General features: G+C 34.2%; 17 protein-coding genes and 1 CRISPR repeat array. Of the genes, 9 read left to right on the forward strand and 8 right to left on the reverse strand.

The window, feature by feature from the left end:
- Nucleotides 1-20: 20 nt before the first annotated feature.
- The 8 genes from F3G76_RS09915 to F3G76_RS10955 all read right to left on the reverse strand — a co-directional run bounded on the left by F3G76_RS09915 (nt 21) and on the right by F3G76_RS10955 (nt 7,132).
- On the reverse strand, nt 21-566 hold the full coding sequence (locus F3G76_RS09915; RefSeq protein ID WP_149706617.1) for a hypothetical protein: 546 nt from the start codon (nt 564-566) through the stop codon (nt 21-23).
- 3 nt (nt 567-569) lie between these two features.
- On the reverse strand, nt 570-767 hold the full coding sequence (locus tag F3G76_RS09920; protein ID WP_188116314.1) for a hypothetical protein: 198 nt from the start codon (nt 765-767) through the stop codon (nt 570-572).
- A gap of 536 nt (nt 768-1,303) precedes the next feature.
- Nucleotides 1,304-2,176, reverse strand: coding sequence for a helix-turn-helix transcriptional regulator (locus tag F3G76_RS09925; RefSeq protein WP_149706618.1), 873 nt, complete (start codon nt 2,174-2,176; stop codon nt 1,304-1,306).
- A 243-nt stretch (nt 2,177-2,419) separates the two neighbouring features.
- Nucleotides 2,420-3,925, reverse strand: coding sequence for a hypothetical protein (locus tag F3G76_RS09930; protein ID WP_107850249.1), 1,506 nt, complete (start codon nt 3,923-3,925; stop codon nt 2,420-2,422).
- Entirely contained in the window at nt 3,922-5,736 is a 1,815-nt protein-coding gene (locus tag F3G76_RS09935; RefSeq protein ID WP_107850250.1) for a hypothetical protein, read from the reverse strand. The genes F3G76_RS09930 and F3G76_RS09935 overlap by 4 nt, the downstream gene beginning before the upstream one ends.
- 112 nt (nt 5,737-5,848) lie before the next feature.
- The gene (locus tag F3G76_RS09940; protein WP_149706619.1) at nt 5,849-6,235 is read right to left on the reverse strand and encodes a hypothetical protein; all 387 of its coding nucleotides are present in this window, start codon (nt 6,233-6,235) and stop codon (nt 5,849-5,851) included.
- Nucleotides 6,236-6,329: 94 nt separating this feature from the next.
- Nucleotides 6,330-6,929 (reverse strand): hypothetical protein, encoded by a 600-nt coding sequence (locus F3G76_RS09945; protein ID WP_149706620.1) that lies wholly within the window; start codon nt 6,927-6,929, stop codon nt 6,330-6,332.
- Between the two features lie 77 nt (nt 6,930-7,006).
- Nucleotides 7,007-7,132 carry a hypothetical protein gene (locus F3G76_RS10955; protein ID WP_021087750.1) on the reverse strand — a complete coding sequence of 42 codons (126 nt, stop codon included), beginning with the start codon at nt 7,130-7,132 and terminating at the stop codon, nt 7,007-7,009.
- Nucleotides 7,133-7,281: 149 nt separating this feature from the next.
- On the opposite strand from F3G76_RS10955, the gene cas6 reads away from it, so the two are divergent.
- From cas6 to F3G76_RS10610, 9 genes are all read left to right on the forward strand, one after another.
- Nucleotides 7,282-8,094 (forward strand): CRISPR system precrRNA processing endoribonuclease RAMP protein Cas6, encoded by an 813-nt coding sequence (cas6, locus tag F3G76_RS09950; protein WP_149706621.1) that lies wholly within the window; start codon nt 7,282-7,284, stop codon nt 8,092-8,094.
- 62 nt (nt 8,095-8,156) lie between these two features.
- On the forward strand, nt 8,157-9,113 hold the full coding sequence (locus F3G76_RS09955) for a reverse transcriptase domain-containing protein (protein WP_149706622.1): 957 nt from the start codon (nt 8,157-8,159) through the stop codon (nt 9,111-9,113).
- Nucleotides 9,114-9,240: 127 nt separating this feature from the next.
- A CRISPR array of direct repeats spans nt 9,241-9,978; the repeat unit is 37 nt; unit sequence ATTAGATACAAATTTCCCCGATCTAGGGGATTGAAAC.
- A gap of 1,026 nt (nt 9,979-11,004) precedes the next feature.
- On the forward strand, nt 11,005-11,673 hold the full coding sequence (locus F3G76_RS09960) for a PorV/PorQ family protein (RefSeq protein WP_149706623.1): 669 nt from the start codon (nt 11,005-11,007) through the stop codon (nt 11,671-11,673).
- A gap of 146 nt (nt 11,674-11,819) precedes the next feature.
- The gene (locus F3G76_RS09965) at nt 11,820-12,614 is read left to right on the forward strand and encodes a hypothetical protein (RefSeq protein WP_149706624.1); all 795 of its coding nucleotides are present in this window, start codon (nt 11,820-11,822) and stop codon (nt 12,612-12,614) included.
- Nucleotides 12,615-12,617: 3 nt separating this feature from the next.
- Entirely contained in the window at nt 12,618-13,865 is a 1,248-nt protein-coding gene (locus tag F3G76_RS09970; protein WP_149706625.1) for a TM1812 family CRISPR-associated protein, read from the forward strand.
- Entirely contained in the window at nt 13,862-14,242 is a 381-nt protein-coding gene (gene csx20, locus F3G76_RS09975; RefSeq protein ID WP_149706626.1) for a CRISPR-associated protein Csx20, read from the forward strand. The genes F3G76_RS09970 and csx20 overlap by 4 nt, the downstream gene beginning before the upstream one ends.
- Nucleotides 14,242-15,243: a helix-turn-helix transcriptional regulator gene (locus tag F3G76_RS09980; RefSeq protein WP_188116315.1), complete on the forward strand. Its 1,002-nt coding sequence runs from the start codon at nt 14,242-14,244 to the stop codon at nt 15,241-15,243. Before csx20 ends, F3G76_RS09980 begins: the two co-directional genes overlap by 1 nt.
- Before the next feature lie 275 nt (nt 15,244-15,518).
- Nucleotides 15,519-16,166 (forward strand): tRNA 2-selenouridine synthase, encoded by a 648-nt coding sequence (locus F3G76_RS09985; protein ID WP_149706628.1) that lies wholly within the window; start codon nt 15,519-15,521, stop codon nt 16,164-16,166.
- Nucleotides 16,167-16,178: 12 nt separating this feature from the next.
- The coding region (locus F3G76_RS10610) for an alpha/beta hydrolase family protein (RefSeq protein WP_188116583.1) at nt 16,179-19,383 on the forward strand (3,205 nt) is incomplete at its 3' end.

A 19,383-nucleotide genomic window follows, 5' to 3' on the forward strand; every position in this document is an offset into this window, starting at 1 on the left:
CTATTAGAAAAATTTGCTTACTACTGAACATTACCACCACCATTTTTGTTTAGCCATTTAGTAAAATCTTCACTAGCTTTTTGACTATCTTGGTTGTAGATATGGATAATAAAGCCTTGAAGATTAGACATGTTATAAAGTGCCTTATCTAACTTGCTTTGTAGTGCAGATCCGGCTTCATTTGTCTTATGGCTATCATAAAATAAGTAGCCAAAAAAGAAGGTCGCTTCTATAAATACAAAGGCAATTAATGCAGATACTATCTTCTTCATCAAAGAGCTAAAAGATGAGTTGATCTTCGATATAGTTTTGTCTGCACCTTTTAGAGTATTTTTAAAGTTGTTTTGAATATCTTTTGTTGCATTTATAAGTTCAGCACTTCCTTGCTCTATAAGCTCTATTTTTTCTTTAAAGCTTTTATCAAAGCTATCCGCAGTTTTATTAAAAAGCTCAATATTATTTCTAATATTTTCACTAGCCTTATTGCCCATTTCGATATGTTCTTGTATAGCAATTACGGCATTTGCCGCAACTGCTGTATCGCTACTCTTGGTTATTAGTGCCATTGTTTAGCTCCTCATCTTCTTTTTTGTATTCTTTGGGTACGAGAATATGGCATGCATCAGAGGGTTGATTGACATTTGTTGCCTCATACTCTTTTCTCCATTTGGAAACAAGACTTCAATACATGCTTGTTTAATCTCCTGTTTTGTTTTATTTTTTCTAATAGCCTTTAAATCATTTAAAAGCATTTTTTTACTTGGCATTTTTTCTCCTTTTTGCCATTTAAAAATCAAGAGACAGTAATAGCTATCTCACCAAATAGACATACCTATAGTGTGCCCATTGCTTTAATATAGTAGTTGTTGATAAGGTTTTTATTTAAGTAGTTTAAAAGTAGAGAACAATTACAATAAGAGTGTCACCAACTTAATGTAGAAGCTCTCTTTTAAATACTTAAAATAGAGCTTCTGCTTTTAACTGACTTTAATCATCTTAACCTCCTTTAAGTTAAAATTTTTTAAATTTGCGTGTATTATAAGATATTTTGGTGGCTAGGTTGTTTAAAGTGGTAAATAATTTTTGACTTTTATTTCAGAAGCACGATATATCAGGGTATTTCTAGTTCTATAACATAGTAATACTTATAAATTACTTAATGCTAGTATCTATATTAGAAATCGAAACAAATATCTTAAAATTATAGACCATGAATGACCTTATTTTTAATCAGAAAGATAAAAATGTTTTATTAATAACATGTATTTCTTTAAAAAGATAAACGAAAAATATTACATAATTATCAACTGCATTCTAGATACTCTTCAAGCAATTTCTCAAATTTCACCCTTAGATACTCAGGCTCTTTTATCTTGATAAATGGCAGCCAGTATTTGACCACGCGCAGTATCTCATCGTCGTAGGCTACCTCTGTGCTTAGGATGATCTTGTCTTTATCTTCGCTTATTATTTTAAAATTTGGCAAGAATTTCTTTCTTTTAAAGTAGCTCATCGCCTCGCTTTTTATCTCTAGCGTCACTTCAAATTTTACGTCCGAAAACCAGTTTGTGTCGTTTTGCTTGATGCGGTTTGTAAATTCTTCATTTGGCTTAAATGCGCTCTCTTTTATCTTTATATTTTCAAGCTTTGAAAGGGTGAAATTTTTAAGCCTACCACTATCATCTGCTAGCAGGTACCAGACGCCATTGTTGTTTATCAGTTTGTATGGTTTTAGTGATCTAAATTTAGCGTTGTAAGAGCACTCAACTATCTTATTTTTAATAATAGCAGCGCTTATCTCTTCAAACTCGGCTCTTGAAATTTGTAGATCCTCAAAGCCTTGATTTTTGATGAGATAGACCTTGTTTAGCTTCTCATTTAAGACATCGCTGATAAATTTATCGTCTAGATCCGGAAACAAAGACTTCACTCCACTAAGTATTGCAAATGCCTGGATATCTTTATAGCTAAGCTTACCAAGTGCATAGTCAGCCAAAAAGTATTTGCCATTTGCTTTTTCTATGGGCAGTATATTTAGGCGCTCAAAGTCCCTTAGAATGGTCCTTTTATTGACACTAAATTCCTCCGTGAGCTCATCTATACTAAGTCTTGCTCCGTCATTTAGCTTTATTAAAATTTGAGCGAGCCTAAAGGCTATCTTGTCGTGAGAGTGCATCTTAAATCCTTTTAAAATTTTCGTTATTTTATCCTAAAAAGAGATCGCGACACAACCTGTCAGGGTCATAGTGTAAATTTTCGTCAAATTTAAAAAGGAGAGGATATGAGCTTATTTATAATACTACAAATAAAGCATGGCTTGATCCTAGGATTACACAGGATAATGTAGAAAAGTAAAATATTTAAAGCTATGTCTATAATTCTTGCCATTATTTATTTTTAATCCTAGATTATGCGGATTTTAATTATTCTTTATCATTAAATAGAGTTCTTTTTCTATATATTCATCTACTTTTTCAGGGTCTATCTCGCCTAAGTTATACCAAGCATTTATCTCTTTTAAACCTAAATATCCGAACCTAACCCATCCAATCAAATTTGTTCTTAGCAAAAATTCCACCATATTTCCCCCGCTGCGTATGCCTGCATCTGCTACATCTATCACACAAAGCGTTCCGTGCCCAACTAATAACATACGCCTTAGTTCCGGAATATTGGCATTTGGTATGCATTCTTTCCAGTCTTTTTCATGGTAAAATCTTGCTTTTAAGGCATACATAACTCTTATAAGGAGCTCGGTTATTAAAACTGGTATTGCCATGGCTATACCGTGTCTTAAATCATAACCTTGCTCAAAAACCTTTGAACAGACTACAGCAAACGTTTCCTGTTGCTTTTCTCCAAACCTACCGAAATTCATTAATTGTGTTAGCTCATAAAAAGGTATAGGTATTCCGCTGCCTCTACCAGCAGCACCAGATGAACCTGTCCAGTCAGACATAAGGTGCCCAAACCAATTACAAAAACCACAAAAAATCTTAGCAATAAAATTATCGCCTTGGAGCTCAAATGTATCAGTTTTAATTGTTATAAGTCGCCCATTACTTACAAAGCTTGATGTATTTGTAAATTGGTTTAATATTGAAAAAAATAAACCTATTAAATCAGGCGAATGCCCTAAGCTTTTTAAATGATGATTTGATGGACTCAAATTTTCAACCAAACCACCGGTTCCTTTTTTGCCACTTGTAGTAGATTGGTCATAATTTATTTTAAATTTATTTTCCAAAAAACCTATTGCGCTCTTTAGTTCATTGCTTCCTTTTGTCTTAGCCTTTTCTTTATCCCATCCCAACATCTCAGCAAATTTCATTGTTATATCATTTGTTTTTTTGTCTACAAAATTTCCTAAATCACTTTCGCCAGGCTTTCCAACAAATAGCACATCTATTATTCCGCCTATGACGCCGCAAGTGCCGGCTATCATATAGTCATATTTATCGCAATTGGCGTTTTTATAAGCAAAGTCTTCTTTGATTCTCTTTTGAAGTTCCAGAATCTGACTTTTGGACATTAAATTTCTAAATGGATCATCTGATAAATTTAGATTATACTTTTTGGCATACTCATCTACAGAATTTAAATAATCAAGCCACGACATATTCTTATTAAAATCAATTTGTTCCAAAGAGTCTATTGCAGCAACCCTATCATAAACTAGCTCATGTTCTAGTTCTTTTTCTACTGCTTCCAAGTTTACATCTAACTCGTTGTTCCTACTAGTATTCTCTAGTAATTCCTGCATTTGACCCATGAGCTCATCAAGCAAAACATCGCTCTCGCTTTGTGATTTTTTTATATCATCTAGGTTATTATTTATTTCATTTAATTTGTTGGTAACAGTTAAAACCTGATGTTTTTGGACTATTACGGCATTTGCTTCATCGACTAAGTGTTTTTCTTTCACCTTAAAATACCTTTAGCAAAGTCGGTAAATTTATCGAGCCCGTCCTGTGCTTTACCCTTTAAAATATTGCCTACATCAAAATATCCAACAGCATTAAATATCTCAGCCATTTTCTCTAGTGTTTGAGTATCTATGTTGTCTTTAAGTTTCACTACTTTCTCTTTATTACCGTCATTTACTACTTCTACTTCCTCATAGTTATTAATCACTAGTTTAAACATAGGCTCATTGGTCGGATCACTAGTTAACCTTTTTAGCCTAGAAACATCCAACAAGTCAGGACATTGTAATTTATTAGCGCTATTCTCGTATCTATCTTGCTTAAGTGTCATACTCTTAGCAGCACCAACAAACTGCTTTATCATTTTTTCAAGCTGCTGAATCTTTTGATTCTTATTTGAATCAGTTTCTTTTACATCATTTAATTTTAATACTATGTAGTTTATATCTTCTATAATATTACAAATGCTTTTTTGAGTTTGTTTTATAGCTTCATGAAGCATAATTTCTCTTTGCTTGTAGTTACTAACTTGATTTGCGCCTGTTAAATATCTAACTCCTTGATATACTCCTACACCCATTAAGATCGCAACACCTATACCTGTAGCCATAGAAGATAATCCTAGAAGGCCGCCCATACCAAGGGTTGCGAGTCCAGAAGTCATACCAGCAGCACTTAGTCCAAGAACAGAACCAGATATATATACTGCGCCAAGTGGAACACCAACACTTGTAGCCTTTGCCGATAAGTCTTTCATTATGGATTTTATTTTGTCATCATCAAGATTGTTATAGAGTATGCTATAGTCTTGTTTAATAGTATCAACAGCTAGTTCAATATCATTATCGTTCAGTCCAAGTAACATCTTATTATTTTGAATAAAATTTACATCTTTTGCGCTAACAGCATTAAATTCATCTATGCCTGTAAAATAAATATTTGTTATATCTTTTACTAGAGATATCATAATAGACTTAAGCTGTGAGCCATCTGAGTTAGACTTTATATCCTCTAAAAGATCTTTTATATCTGTTAAGTTCTCTAAAGAAGCTTCCGACATATAAGCCCTGACCTCAAATCTAGGTTCTTTGCCAGCCTCTAGTCCGACCCTGTCCATAAGTAAAAATATTTCTGCAAATTCTTTTTCATCTATTTTATTATCATTTGATAATGCTGCATTTATAATTACTTTCAAATATGCAACTTTTAAAGGATCTGGCATATCAGCTATTATCTTCAGTTGGTTTTCATCTTTAAAATTTTCATGTTCTAGAATTTTATTAATAAATTTTTCCAAAAACTCATAATCACAATCATGCAAGCCTTTTATAATAATACTTTCTTCTTCTGGATTTTTAAATTTTACTTCGACATACTCATAGTCAAGTTTTTGTTCGCCGTTTTTATCTATTTCGCATTTTTGTCCATACTCTGCACTTTGCATATTTTCATATATAAAAACAACTGGATCTGACAGCATAGTCTTTTGTATCATCCTGGTACCAGTAAACAAAAGCCCTTCATCACATGAATTAGATAATGTATGATCAAATATGGCAATTATAGAGCTAAAGTCGTCACAATTAAATGCTTTAGAAGCATTGTCAAGACATTTTTTATCTATCGGAGCTATTAATACTTTACTATTGACTGCGTCACTTAGTGTGTTTTCGATTTTATTGACGATCTTATCAAAAAAACTAGAAGTTTTTTCAATGATTTCATTATTTGTTTCCCTAGAATCCCTTTCAGCCCAACTTTTTGAAATCATATATGCATTTTCTTTAATATATGTATTTACGTTATTCATTGTATCTCCTTGTGTAGTGATTAAACTCTTTTATATCGTCAAACCACTCTAAAAGTTTAATAAAAATTAAATAGTAATAAATTCATAAACAACTGGATTTGCCTTTTTACCACTATGCACTCTTTCCGCCATAGTAGTTTTTATAAAACCTAGCTACATCTTTAAAAGTATAGGCTAGCTCTTGTATGGAGCTGGCACCCTTTAGCAAAATACTAGCTGTAAAAAACAAATCTTTAAGCTCCTCTTTATCTTTGGCCTGCTCACCAGCCATATTTGTGAGCATATATCTAAGCATAAACGAAAGATCGCTTAAAATTTGTAAATCATCATCAGTTTTTACAAACCTATAAATATCCAATCCTTGAGCGCTAAATTCAATGATATTTCTTGTGATAAACTCATCTTTAAAAAGCACAATAGAAAGTTTATTCATAATTTGATCTAGCTCATAAGACTTGCCAAAAGCTTTTGCTCTTAAAAATTTATCATTAGTGCTCATTTTGCCCGTCCCAGCCTCTTTTTGATTGATATCCTCAAAAGGATTTGAGCCATTTCTTGCAAAATGTGAAAAAAGAGCTTGATATTAAAACCTCTCACGCAAAGGCCTTTTTGAAGTAGTCATTCTCATAAATTTCTATCCACTCATGCAAAATATCTAAAACCACATCGATATCTTTCATCTCATTTATCTGGCGAAGCATGGTTACAAATTTATTGTTTGCTTCAACTAACGCGTATATAAGTCCCGCTTGATGCGCATCTACTTTTAAAAAGCTATCATCCTCTTTTGTATCATCCCTTTTTTGCGTTATCTTTAGCAAGATATTGTTTAAGACGTTGCTTAGGCTATCTAAAAAGCTAGTATCTCTTTTGCTGTTATTTACTAAGCAGATTAGGGCAAATTTATACTTTTCGTCATATTCACTAAATTCTATGACTTTGGCATTTTCAGCACCTATAAATTTCCTAAGGCCACTTTCTTCAAGTATAGCAGGCAGTGCTCTTTGTAAATTTTCTATACCTGCATAAATTTCTAAAAATTTATCTTGCAAGGCGCTTTTATCTATCTCGCCATTTGGGTTTTGGCTAGATTGATTTAAATAATCGCAATAATGCCCGCTCTCACTAAAATATTTACCAAGCCCAAAACCAATAGCCCCAAGCGCCACGCCACCTATGATATATCTTAACATCTATGCTCCTTTGATTTGATTTACGATGAAAATTTAACCTAGTGGCGTGACAGGTTGTGTCGCAAATGATAAATTTACTAAAAACCCACCGCGCACTTATGTTTTAGCTTCCTGCTATACTTACTTTTATCTTTTTTGACCCTTGTCGAGAGAGAAATTTCTCGCCTTATGTGAGACAATATATTTTGATCTCTCTTTTGCATTTTTTATCCTTTAAATTTATTTTTATCAAATAGGCGAAATCTTACAAATTAGCATCGTCAAATGCTGACATTTAAGTGCCCATTTTGCGTGCCCCAGCTAACTAAAACTTCTTTTAGAGTATAATTTTAAAAATCTCTCAAAGGCAACCATGCTAAAGTATTTAGAGTTAGCCGTTTGCGGCACAAATTTAAAGCCCACCTACTCATTTATAGGCTCTACTATTAGAGGCACCTTCGGACACGCACTAAGGTACGCAAGCTGCCCTTTCGTTAGCCAAGAGTGCGGCACATGCGACATTTCTGGTAGCTGTATTTATGATGAATTTTTTGAAAATATCTCTGATACGCCAAATTTTAGGCTAGATATCGAGCTTGACCAAACGAGCTTTGACTTTAAAATTCTACTTTTCGAGCATGCCGTTAGCTACCTGCCTTATGTAGCTATCGCTGTTAAAAATATGCAAGATATCGGCCTTGGCGCAAGTAGAGATAAATTTAAGCTCAGCCACTTCGCGCTAAATGGCAAAATGGTTGAAACTAAATTTTTACTAAACTCCGAGCCAGAAACTCTAAATTTCACGCCAAATTTCACCGCAGGCGACTACGAGATCCGCCTTCAAACCCCACTTCGCATAAAACAAAAGAACACCCTTGTTAAAAGTGAGATAGATTTTAGGTTATTTATCCGCCAGATCGCCATGCGATTTGATGGCATTTCAGGCACGCAGATGGATAAATTTGAAGTTAAATTTGAGCGTTTCGAGCAGGAGCTTAGCTTTTACGACCTTGAGCGCTACTCAAACCGCCAGCACACCAAGATGCAATTTGGTGGCGTTATAGGCAAGATGCGAGTTTATGGCCTTGATGAGCGCTCAGCAGGGCTTTTACAGCTAGCCACTATCACAGGCGTTGGCAAAAGCACCGTTTTTGGACTAGGTAAGATAGATGTGACGCAGATCTAGCCTTTCATAAGCGGCACTGGCTAGCTTTTGCACCAAGCACTAAAGCACTAAAAGGATAGCCTATGTTTGATCTAAATTTAGAGGATATTTTTACAAAAAGCTCATTTGAGTACGCATTAAAAAGGCTCAAACACACAGCATTAGGGCTTGACGGGCTTAGCATAGAGGATATCTGCTCAGAGGCATTTTACGCCGAGCTTAAAGATGAGATTTTCACGCTCTCTTATTCGCCCCAGCCCTTAAAACGAGCCTTTATCCCCAAAGAGAACAAAGACGAGCTTCGCAAACTAGCCATCCCATCTTTAAAAGATAAATTTGCACAAAATATCCTTATTAGCGAGCTTTCAAGCTATTTTGACAAGAGCTTTTCAAACCGCTCCTACGCCTACCGAAGTGGCAAATCATACTCAAACGCCATCTTTCGAGCCAGAGATTTTTGCTTGACGCACGACTTTGTCTTAAAAACCGACATAAAAGACTTTTTTGAAAACATAAACCACGAAAAACTACTTGAAATTTTACGCTCAAATATCAAAGACACACGCATCATTAGGCTCATCGAGCTTTGGATAAAAAATGGCATTTTCGAGCATTTTGACTACACCTCTCACACAAAAGGCGTCCATCAAGGCGACGTTTTAAGCCCACTTCTTTCAAACATCTATTTAGATCAAATGGATAAATTTCTTGAGCATAGCAGTATAGAGTTTGTAAGATACGCAGATGATTTTGTTCTATTTTTTAGCTCACGTGAAGCCTGCGAGCAAGGGCTTGCCAGACTAAAGGACTTTTTAGCGACCATAAATTTATCCCTAAACGAAGCCAAAACATCTTTACACGACAAAGATAGCGAATTTACCTTTCTTGGCGTAAATTTCAAAGCTCATGAGCTAAGCATAGGCGAGGATAAATTTGCACGCATTTTGGCAAAACTCACAGCCTCGTCTAAAAAGCCAGAGATCGCCCAAAGCGTAGAGAGCATAAACGCCCTTAAATTCGCTATCTTAAGCTATCTATAAGTAAAAGAGTGCGAATTTAAAAAATTTTTTTAGCCACATTTTCGAACATTTTGCCATTTGTGATATAATGCCGGCAGAGAGTAGTTCTTTTAAAACTCATTGTTAATTTACAATCGTTTTTTGGGCTATTAGATACAAATTTCCCCGATCTAGGGGATTGAAACAATCCTAGAATATGTCCTAGGATAAAAAAAGCGTTCCTGCAAAATTAGATACAAATTTCCCCGATCTAGGGGATTGAAACCAATTCTTTGTTCATTTTTTCTCCTTTGTAAAAAATTTTGATTAGATACAAATTTCCCCGATCTAGGGGATTGAAACGTATAAACAGAGCCCTTACCATCATAACTAACAACTTCTGGATTAGATACAAATTTCCCCGACCTAGGGGATTGAAACCATACAGGACATATTCTTTTACTGTCTGTAAAACACGGCAATTAGATACAAATTTCCCCGATCTAGGGGATTGAAACGAATATAGGCTAGAAGATATTAAAGAAGAGTGGTTGAAAAATTAGATACAAATTTCCCCGATCTAGGGGATTGAAACAACCGTTTTTTGGTATATAAATTCATCATAGTTGTTTATTAGATACAAATTTCCCCGATCTAGGGGATTGAAACAGTTTGTCTTCTATAAAACCTTCTCCATCTAGATTAAATATTAGATACAAATTTCCCCGATCTAGGGGATTGAAACCTGAAAAAGCATTTTTATATGCTTCACGCTCATAAATAACGCATCCGATACAAATTTCCCCGATCTAGGGGATTGAAACCCCTCGCTTACCTTGATAAACTCTAAGCGTGGCACTGGCTTTGTAATCTGATACAAATTTCCCCGATCTAGGGGATTGAAACTACCAAAACGGCTTTTTACCGTCTGGGTATTGCATTTTGGCAATTCGATATAAATTCCCCGATCTAGGGGATTGAAACTCGCCCACATATCACAAAAACGCCGTTTTTCATTTGCATTAGATACAAATTTCACCGATCTAGGGGATTGAAACGATAGTTTCTAATGTGAAAAATTCCCTCGTTGGACAAATTTCCCCGATCTAGGGGATTGAAACGTATTTATCTCTTCAGATTGTTTATCAAAGAAACTCTCTAATCTGATACAAATTTCCCCAGTCTAAGGGATTGAAGCCTAAAAGCAGGAAAAAAATAGAAATAATCAACTAGCACGAGATCTGATACAAATTTCCCCGATCTAGGGGATTGAAACTTATTTACGTTGTCAAATTCTCCAGCAGCAAAAGCTGCACCTAATTAGATACAAATTCCCCCGATCTAGGGGATTGAAACATTATATCGTTTGCTCTGCTGAAGGCATCTTTTTGGGACATCTGATACAAATTTCCCCGATCTAGGGGATTGAAACGCAATTCTCAGCGTAAAACTGATAATCTTTTTCATAATCGCATTAGATACAAATTCCCCCGATCTAGGGGATTGAAACGCAACTAGTAAGCTGCTAACTAAAACCTTTTTCATTATATTAGATACAAATTTCCCCGATCTAGGGGATTGAAACTAGTTAGCCTTATACCACTTAGCTTTAGCTTCTGGTGAAGTATCTGATACAAATTTCCCCGATCTAGGGGATTGAAACTCAATTTTTATAAAAACTACTTCTACTTTGGCACGTGCGCTTCTTTCGGCATTTATCTGATACAAATTTCCCCGATCTAGGGGATTGAAATAGACATATCTATCGAGCATAGTTCTCGGGCATTAATTCATAGATACATTTTATTTTAGTTATTTTTTAGTTGGTATATAAAAAAATAATCGCTAAATTGACTATATATGACAACGAAACTTTTTATAATTGCCTCCGAAGTTGATGCTAAAGCGTCAATAAAAAAATTAAGGAGTTTTTATGAAAAAGATCGCATTATCTTTAATGGTTGCAGGAGTTGTAAGCTCTGCTTTTGCTAGTGAGGCTGCTAATCTAGCTAATATAGCACCTACTAATCACGACAAAGTTGCCATCGCGTTAGATACTTACTATAAAGGTACTGACATATGGGGCGCTTCCTCTTTTGCTCTTGGCTTTGATGGCAAATATGGCTTAGTGCAAGCTGTTAATGGCGAGCTATACTTCCGCTTAGCAGGTCATGCTGGCGTTAGAAGCAAGGATGTGCATAGATTTCTCGAGATAGGTGGCGGACTTGGCTGGTCTCAAAAGCTATCTGAAAATCAGTTTGTAGCACTTGAGACAAACTACAAATACGGCCTTGTTACTGGCAACATCGGCAGTGATCTTAAAAACTGGCGAGAATACGGCGTGCAAGCAACATATGGTTATAGAGTTGCTGAGTGGCTAAGTGTCGGTGTGAGTGGATCTTACGATAAAACTCAGTATGATCTATATGCCATCAAAAATATCAAAGGCTCTACATACGGCTTTGGAGTGCCTATATCTATAAGCGTCACAAAAGGGGCAAACCTTAATATATATGGCGGCTATCAAAGCCAAAGACTAGATGGTAGCGACCTAAAAAAGGGACAACCTATAGTGACTTTGGGTATCACGGCGAAATTTTAGTTCATAGTAGCCAAGGCGTATGCTTTGGCTAAATATTTCTTTTTAGAAATATTTTTAACTAAATTTGCAAGCCTTAACTCTTTTTAAGTAAATGAAATATGAATTTAAATAAAATTCAAACTTATTAATTTTAATAAAGGTAAAAAATGAACAAGTACCAAAACAGAGAACTTCAAAAAATAATTGTTTCGCTTCTAGGAAGCTCGCTTTTGGGAGTTAAGGCGTTTTTGATAATAACTGGAGTGGCTGTCTTTTTTGCATGGCTACCTGATGGTATGTCTACATTGTTAGATAAAATTTTTGGAGGAGAAATTTTTAGTTGGAGCACAAAAGATGGAACTATGCTAGTTCAAATTTTAGGCTCGATCGCAATATTTTTGCTAGTTAAGCAAATAATCCCAAAAAATGTTGCTAATGTAGAGATAAGCATAAATAACGAACCTAAAAAAGCAAAAGCATTGGTGCTATTTTTAAGTCCGAATTCAAGTGAAGAAGAAAAGTTGGAAAAATTTAAAAGCCTTGAAGACTTTAAATCTAACAACTATTTTATGCCTCTTACTGCGATCGACTACCATAAAAATAGGCTCACAAAGTTAGTCATCGCTTGCTCTGATCAGTCCTTTAATGATAAGGATAAATTTTTAAAATGTGTGCAAAATATTTTTGGTAACAAGATTGCAAAAATTACAGAGATAAAGAGTGCTGGTGACTTTGAAAAAGCTAAAAATGTCTATGATTTTTTAGAAAATACATATGAAGAGCTTAAAAAAGAGGGCTTTAAAGAGGATGATATCGTATTTGACGTTACTGGTGGCCAAAAAGTAATAGCCATAGCTGGAGCAATGTTTGCGATACCAAATGATAGGCATTTACAGTATGTTTCTACAAATGATTATAGTGTTAGACACTATGATTTAACTTATATAAAAAATGAGGAGTGAGATATGAAGGTCGTAACATTTTTGGGAACTATAAAAAAAGCAGAAGATCATGACGTACCTATTTATAGATATGACAACAAACTAAAAGAGCTATACTCTTTAAAAAGAGAGAGGTATGTAAATATGCTCCCTCTATTGATAGACAATTTTGATGCAAAAGGTATTGTGCCAATTTTTACAGAAACAGCTCTAAAGATTCAGTCTAAAGTTTTAAAAGATGAGCTAGGAAATAGTTATGATGAGATATTTAATAATGAAAATTTAATAGAAGATGAAAAAAATTTTTATGATATTTTACGTATCATCAATAATGCAACATCAGGTGATAAAGAATACATAATAGACCTAACTCATGGATTTAGACATATCCCGATCTTAGCAACTATTTCACTTATCTCTCAAAGCTTAAATAATACAGACAAAATTAAACATATATTTTTTGCAAAAGAGATAACCCCTAGAAAAGAGTATGAGATAATAGACCTAAAAGAGTATCTGGAGCTTGCAAATATTTCATATATACTTGAAAGTTTTAATCGCAATTACACAGTAGCTTTAGTCCCTAAATTTAAAAATAAAAATTTTCGTGATCTTGCAAGCCAGTTATCAACTATTTCAAATCATATACTATCTAATTCATTAAAAGCACTTAGTAACGATACTGATAAAATTTTAAATAATATAGAGTTGATTTTAAAAAATGAGCAGATCGAAACATTTAAAAGTAGCCTTAATGACATACAGCAACATATAAAAGAGCTTCAAGACATAGGCAAACAAAAGGATTCTATGAAATTTTATAGAATGTCTAGGTTATTAAGCTCGAAAGGGTACTTATTAAATTCTATAACCCTGTTATTTGAAGCTATTGGGTATTACTGTGCAGAAAGCTTTGAATGTTTTGGCAATAATATAAAAATGCACATTGATGCCTTTAGAAAAAGTAAAAATTTCAATGCCTATGATCTAACACACGAGTCTAGAACTTTTGTAAAATGGATGGAATTAAGAGATGAAAAGTACCTAAAAAAAAGTGGTGCGGCATACTATGATATAAAAAATAAGCTGGAGAGCATAAGAACCCTTGGTAATTTTAGAGATTTTATAAAAGAGGCCGAAAAACTAAGAAATAATCTAGCTCACGGTAATGCAAGTGAAAAAATAGAAGATTCAAAAAAAGAGCTCACAAAATTGTTAGACAAATATAACTCATTTTGTATAGTGCAAAACATACTGGGAAATAAAAAATGAAAACTCTTTTTATTTTAATGAATCACACTCTAACACCAGAACAAGAGGAGGATGCGAGAGATAATTTAAAAATTGAGAAATTTGTAAATATAGCTGATGCAAAGTGGAGTGACATAGATCCGTTTGAAAAAAGTGTACTAAATATCATAAATATCTACAAAGATAGACTTACGCAGCAGGCTAGTGCTGGCGATGTGCTGTTAGTTCAAGGTGACTTTGGAGCAACATATAATATGATAAAATTTGCAAAAAATATGGGTTTAAACGTCGTATATGCGACTACAAAACGCATAGTAAGTGAATATATAGAAAACGGAAAAGTTGTAACAAAACGAGAATTTAAACATGCAAGATTTAGAGAATATGAGGATTTATAATGGCAGAGTTAAACAATAAAACATTAATTATTTTTGAAATTTTAAAAAAATTAGTAAAAAAACGAGAAATTTATCCATCGGACACAGAGCTTTTAGATGAATTTGGCATACAAGAAAGAACGCTAAGAAGATATATAGAAGAGATCAAAATTTTATTCCCAAATTCATTTATAATAGAAAATAAGCTTGTGAAAAATGCCAAAAGACCTATGGGTGTATTAAGAGTAGCTGATAAGAATAAAGACATAGTCATCGTTTTAGAGTACCTTTTAAAAAATAGCGATAATCTAGGCTGGCTAATCACTTTACTAAACGAAAACGACCCTAGCTTATTGAATGATTTAGATAAATATGAAAAAGAGGTATCTAGACAGCTACAAGAAGATTCTGATATATTTTTATTTAAGACAAATCCTTTAGAAAATTTACAAGATGAGCCTAGCAAAAGGTATTTGAGCGAGCTTCGTAATGCAGTTGCAAACAGAGAATACCGAGACATTAAGTATAAATATATCGGCGAAGTCGAGAATTTAACCGATGCAAAATGCCTAAAAATAGTCTTTACTGATGGAAATTGGTATTTGGCTATAGAGGATGCTAACGAAAATTTTAGGCTTTTAAGGGTGGCTTTTATAGTATCTTTAACCAAAAGTTCAAAAAACTATCAAAAAAAGATTTTGTCAAAGTACAAAACGTGTTTTAATAAAATACAAAATGCCATGAGCTTGCCATCAAATACGCCACAAAGAGCCCTACTTAAAGCCTCTCCTAAGGTAGCTATATATTTTCGTAAAGGCATGAAGAGTTTTTTCCCATCTCAAAGATTTGAAAAGGCTTTAGAGGATGGCAGTGTTGCGTTTAGTATAGATTTTACTCAGGATATAGAAATTTTACCTTTTATAAAACGATGGCTCCCAGATATTGAGATATTAGAGCCAAAAAGTTTAAGAGATAAATTTAAAGAGGATCTAAAAATTGCTCTTGATTTATTAGATAAATAATAAAGTATAAATAATAAAAAAGAATAACCTATGTTCGCAGGCATTCTGATGTTTAAGTACTAACAGCATCTTTAATTAAGTATTGTGTAATAATTTTTTTTCGATGCAGCTAGTTTCTCTGCCTATCTTCTCATATGTAAATTGTATTTACTAATAATAAAATCATAGCAGAGATCATAAGAACGGTGAGTATTATTGAGCGTGTAATAAATTAATAATATTATAATTTCAAAGACAATAAAATACCCAAAATAAATCTTCTAAAAGGATATAGGATGAAATTTATAGGCATTATACTTCTACTACTAACAAGCATATTTTTAATAGCCTGCTCTGCAAACCAAGCAAGCAATAAGATAAGCAACTCTGAACTAGAAAATTTAGCTAGTAAATATGGTGGGGTTTATGTGTTTAATGAGAAATTTGAGAAAGAGATAGAAAAACAAGAGCAAATAAGAGATAACAAGAGAAAAGAAATTTTAGAAAGAATAAAGACGATACCTAATAAAAATGAGAGAAATAAAAAAATGAGAGAAATCTTAAAGCTAGAATTTTATGACAATCCTAAAATGCAACAAACTCTCTCGAACGGTAAAAAATACTACACACGCTGGATAGATTATGAAAACCAAACTGGCAAAAAAGCTGAAATGCCTGAAACTTATATAAATAAAATAAAAGAATTTATAGGGGATGATTTTAATAAGCAAAAACCAGAGTTATTAATGTTTTATCTATATGAAGACAATGGGGTAGTTATACCTATAACAGTAAGAGCTTCTTACACATATGTAAAAACAAAATATGGCTTATTTGGAGATGAGGGACATGGTGTTAAACTTAGCAAACAAAACTTTGTCACTAGAACAAGCAGAAGTGAATTTCATATAATAAATGGCAAATTTATAAAAGTAGAAAAATAAAAAGGGCCTATTATGAAATCAAATAAGACCAGTAAAGAACTAATAAACTGCTTTAAAGACTATATAGATATCGCTGATGCAAGTTATGCAATGCTTCATAACATTTTTGAGAATGAAGAAGGAGAGCTAGATAGATTATCAAAAAAGCATGGGTTGGAAAATTTGTCAGAAAATACAATAAATTCGTGTAAAAAAGAAGAAATTGATAATCCTGTGTGGAGATATGCAGATGACATAACAATAGGTGATACAATAAATGAAAATAATGAAACTGATACAGCACAAGCAAACAATAGAAAACTAGGTGAACCTACTGCATATGCTTTGGCAATAGAAGCTAACTTTTTAGCAGACAAAAAACTAATAAAGCCAGATAGTAAAAAAAATATTGCTTTGGGCAACGATATAAGTAGCTTTATCGACTTTCCAGTGGATAAAAATGGGCAAGTAGCTGGAGACCCTTATATCTTTTACAAAAAAGAAGACCTCTCCCCTCGCACAAAGCTCTTTGTCAATCGCTACGAGCTAGTAAAACACATACCAAACCAAAAATCAGGCTTTAGCTCGACAGTGTTTTATGATAGTGCTAAGTCAAACTATATCATAGGCTTTAGAGGAACTGAGATGAAGGGAAACGACTTTGTTGACGATCTTTTTATGGCTATTACCTCTAGGGCCCTTATGCAGATATCTGCACTAACATCACTTCAATCAAGTATGGTTGAAGCTATAAATTCTCATAGCTCAAATTTAAATAATTTAGATGGTGGGGATAAAAGCTCTTTAAATTTAAACCAAGAGCAAGCTTCTAGTAGTCCTAAGGAGGTCATCCTATCAGGTCACTCGCTAGGCGGTCACCTAGCGCAGATATATGCTGTTACATTTAAAGATAGCGGAGTAAAAGAGCTATATACCTATAATGCTCCAGGAATTTATGGTGGGATAATTGGCTCAGCTTTTACTTGGGTCGTAAGGTTTCTTAGTCTTATAGCTAAGGGCATAGTAAGAGGGGCAAAGTATGTAGCAAGACTTATCGACCCAGATGGTTTTATAGGAAAGCTAGTAAATTCTGCTTTTAATAAGATAAAAAGTATGCTTGGTTTTAAAGATGACAAGAGCACGGTGAAAGAGTGCGTAAGTGCAGTTGAGAAGAACGATGAGGCTTGCAGGACTCTCTCAAATAAAGATACAAATCTGAATATAAAAAAGGCTAGCAAGGGTGATGATCTAGGCATAGAGATACATCATATAGAAAGTGTAAAGCAGCATATCAGTAAAGATGGGGATGGCTATGAAAGAGATTGGCATATGTTATGGGAGCCTACGCTTTCTGCTATATCTGATCTTGGGTTTAAACTAGGTGTTGGTATGGCTGATGAGATAGAGTATAAAAACACAGATAATAGGCATTTGATCAATATATTAGTAAGGTCGCATTCACTAAAAGATAGTGTGATGGTCCTATACTTGATGTGCTACCTCTTAGAACATAAAGAAAACGAAAGCAAGATAGAGGGTAAGGATATAGCAAGTGCTCTAGACTACCTAAATGAGTATATACAGTCACTTAAATTTAAACTAAGATGTATAAGGATGAAGCTAAATTTAGATGTGGATATAGATAGTATAAGCAATACTTCGATGCTTGATACACCTTTATATATCTTCTATGCTTATCTAAACCTCTTTTATGAGCAAGGGAAATTTAGCGATGATAAATTTAAACAAGATATGGTTGGATATATCATCGAGAATTTAGGTAAAAATATAGATAAGAATAGCGACAAAGAGGCTCATTTGGTTAAGATACTAGATGCTAAGGATATAGAAAAGCTAAATGCCCCTCAGATAGTAAGTAGTGCTAGAGCTGGCGATATAGATATGCTAGTGGCGATATGTGCTTTAAATTTATTTGTCTTTGATAAGAAGATAGAAAAAGAGGAACTAGGCAAATACTTCGCTTATAACAAAAACATCTATAAGAGCATAACAACCCTGTGTGATGACAAGGTAGATATAAAGCTTGCTACTACGTATGTAAAAGATAGGATAGAGATACTAAAAAGCATAATAAACCTAAGATACACTAGCTACAAAAAACTTGAAGAGAACGAGAATTTCCTAGCTAGCGTTAGCTCTAGTGATGTAAGCTCTAGCGATGAAGCGATAGTTATAGCGCATAAGCCATCAACCTTAAGCAACAACGATGTAGCACGCAATAACAAACTAGCAACTGAGGATATAAGAGCTCTTGCAAATGAGAGCTTTGGAGATATCTTTCATAAAAAAGAAAACACTCTTAGTGTAAGTGCTGAAGATAAAAGCATCATAGATGTGGCTGTCTTAAATGATATATTTAAACTAGATAGTAAAAGTATGGAGCAAAGGGTATATCTAGGCTCTATGCTCCTAAACACCGCCACAGAGCAATCAGACTATCCACTATACTTTAAAAAAGAAGAAGACGGGGACGGGTCAAATTCTAACCCGCTAAGCTTCACTCATCAGCCAAGGGACGAGGAAAAAGATAAGGGAAGACTAAGTGTTACATATAAAAACTCACAGGCTAGCATACTAAACTACTCTTTACTAAACAAAAGCCTAAATATAGACCTAAAACCAACAAACAAAGAGACCAAAGAGTCGCTTGAAAAGGCAAATGAGAGGCTAAATTTAGAAAAGAGAAGTAGCGTGGTAAGTGCTGGGGGCACTGCATTTGCTAATCCAATAATAGAAGATGACGTGGTAGTTTGCCCACATGGCGGCCATGTGATCTTAAAAAGTAGAGCGGGCAAAAGTATAAGATCAGATGATCAAGGTGTGATACTTGATGTTGATTTTATCAACTTGCCGATAGTTGGCTGCTCAGCACATAATCCTTGCACAAAGGTAGCATACGTGCCAAGAGCAGCTCTTAGTCTAAAAAGTATGAATAACCACTATGCTGTTATGCAAGACCTAGTGCCAGCGTGCCTAAGCAACACCAGCTCACCGCTAAGATGTATCAAAAAAGAAAACAGGATAAAGCTAGCTCATAGCATAGGTAGTCCTGCATCTGAAAACGATAATCCAGCAGTGCTAAATCCAAATTTAAATAGCGCTCACATAAGACTGCATGTAAAATCAGCCCTTAATCAAGCAGACAACCTTGCCGTTTGCATATATAAGCTAAATGATGTGGAGCATAAAAACCAAGAGGGATTTAAAGAGATGGAGC

Source organism: Campylobacter concisus, assembly GCF_902460575.1.
Classification (GTDB): domain Bacteria; phylum Campylobacterota; class Campylobacteria; order Campylobacterales; family Campylobacteraceae; genus Campylobacter_A; species Campylobacter_A concisus_AW.

Coding starts and splice junctions, on each gene's coding strand:
- F3G76_RS09915 (WP_149706617.1), bottom strand. CDS start 566: ATGGCACTAATAACCAAGAGTAGCGATACAGCAGTTGCGGCAAATGCC.
- F3G76_RS09920 (WP_188116314.1), bottom strand. CDS start 767: ATGCCAAGTAAAAAAATGCTTTTAAATGATTTAAAGGCTATTAGAAAA.
- F3G76_RS09925 (WP_149706618.1), bottom strand. CDS start 2,176: ATGCACTCTCACGACAAGATAGCCTTTAGGCTCGCTCAAATTTTAATA.
- F3G76_RS09935 (WP_107850250.1), bottom strand. CDS start 5,736: ATGAATAACGTAAATACATATATTAAAGAAAATGCATATATGATTTCA.
- F3G76_RS09940 (WP_149706619.1), bottom strand. CDS start 6,235: ATGAGCACTAATGATAAATTTTTAAGAGCAAAAGCTTTTGGCAAGTCT.
- F3G76_RS09945 (WP_149706620.1), bottom strand. CDS start 6,929: ATGTTAAGATATATCATAGGTGGCGTGGCGCTTGGGGCTATTGGTTTT.
- F3G76_RS10955 (WP_021087750.1), bottom strand. CDS start 7,132: ATGCAAAAGAGAGATCAAAATATATTGTCTCACATAAGGCGAGAAATT.
- cas6 (WP_149706621.1), top strand. CDS start 7,282: ATGCTAAAGTATTTAGAGTTAGCCGTTTGCGGCACAAATTTAAAGCCC.
- F3G76_RS09955 (WP_149706622.1), top strand. CDS start 8,157: ATGTTTGATCTAAATTTAGAGGATATTTTTACAAAAAGCTCATTTGAG.
- F3G76_RS09960 (WP_149706623.1), top strand. CDS start 11,005: ATGAAAAAGATCGCATTATCTTTAATGGTTGCAGGAGTTGTAAGCTCT.
- F3G76_RS09965 (WP_149706624.1), top strand. CDS start 11,820: ATGAACAAGTACCAAAACAGAGAACTTCAAAAAATAATTGTTTCGCTT.
- F3G76_RS09970 (WP_149706625.1), top strand. CDS start 12,618: ATGAAGGTCGTAACATTTTTGGGAACTATAAAAAAAGCAGAAGATCAT.
- csx20 (WP_149706626.1), top strand. CDS start 13,862: ATGAAAACTCTTTTTATTTTAATGAATCACACTCTAACACCAGAACAA.
- F3G76_RS09980 (WP_188116315.1), top strand. CDS start 14,242: ATGGCAGAGTTAAACAATAAAACATTAATTATTTTTGAAATTTTAAAA.
- F3G76_RS09985 (WP_149706628.1), top strand. CDS start 15,519: ATGAAATTTATAGGCATTATACTTCTACTACTAACAAGCATATTTTTA.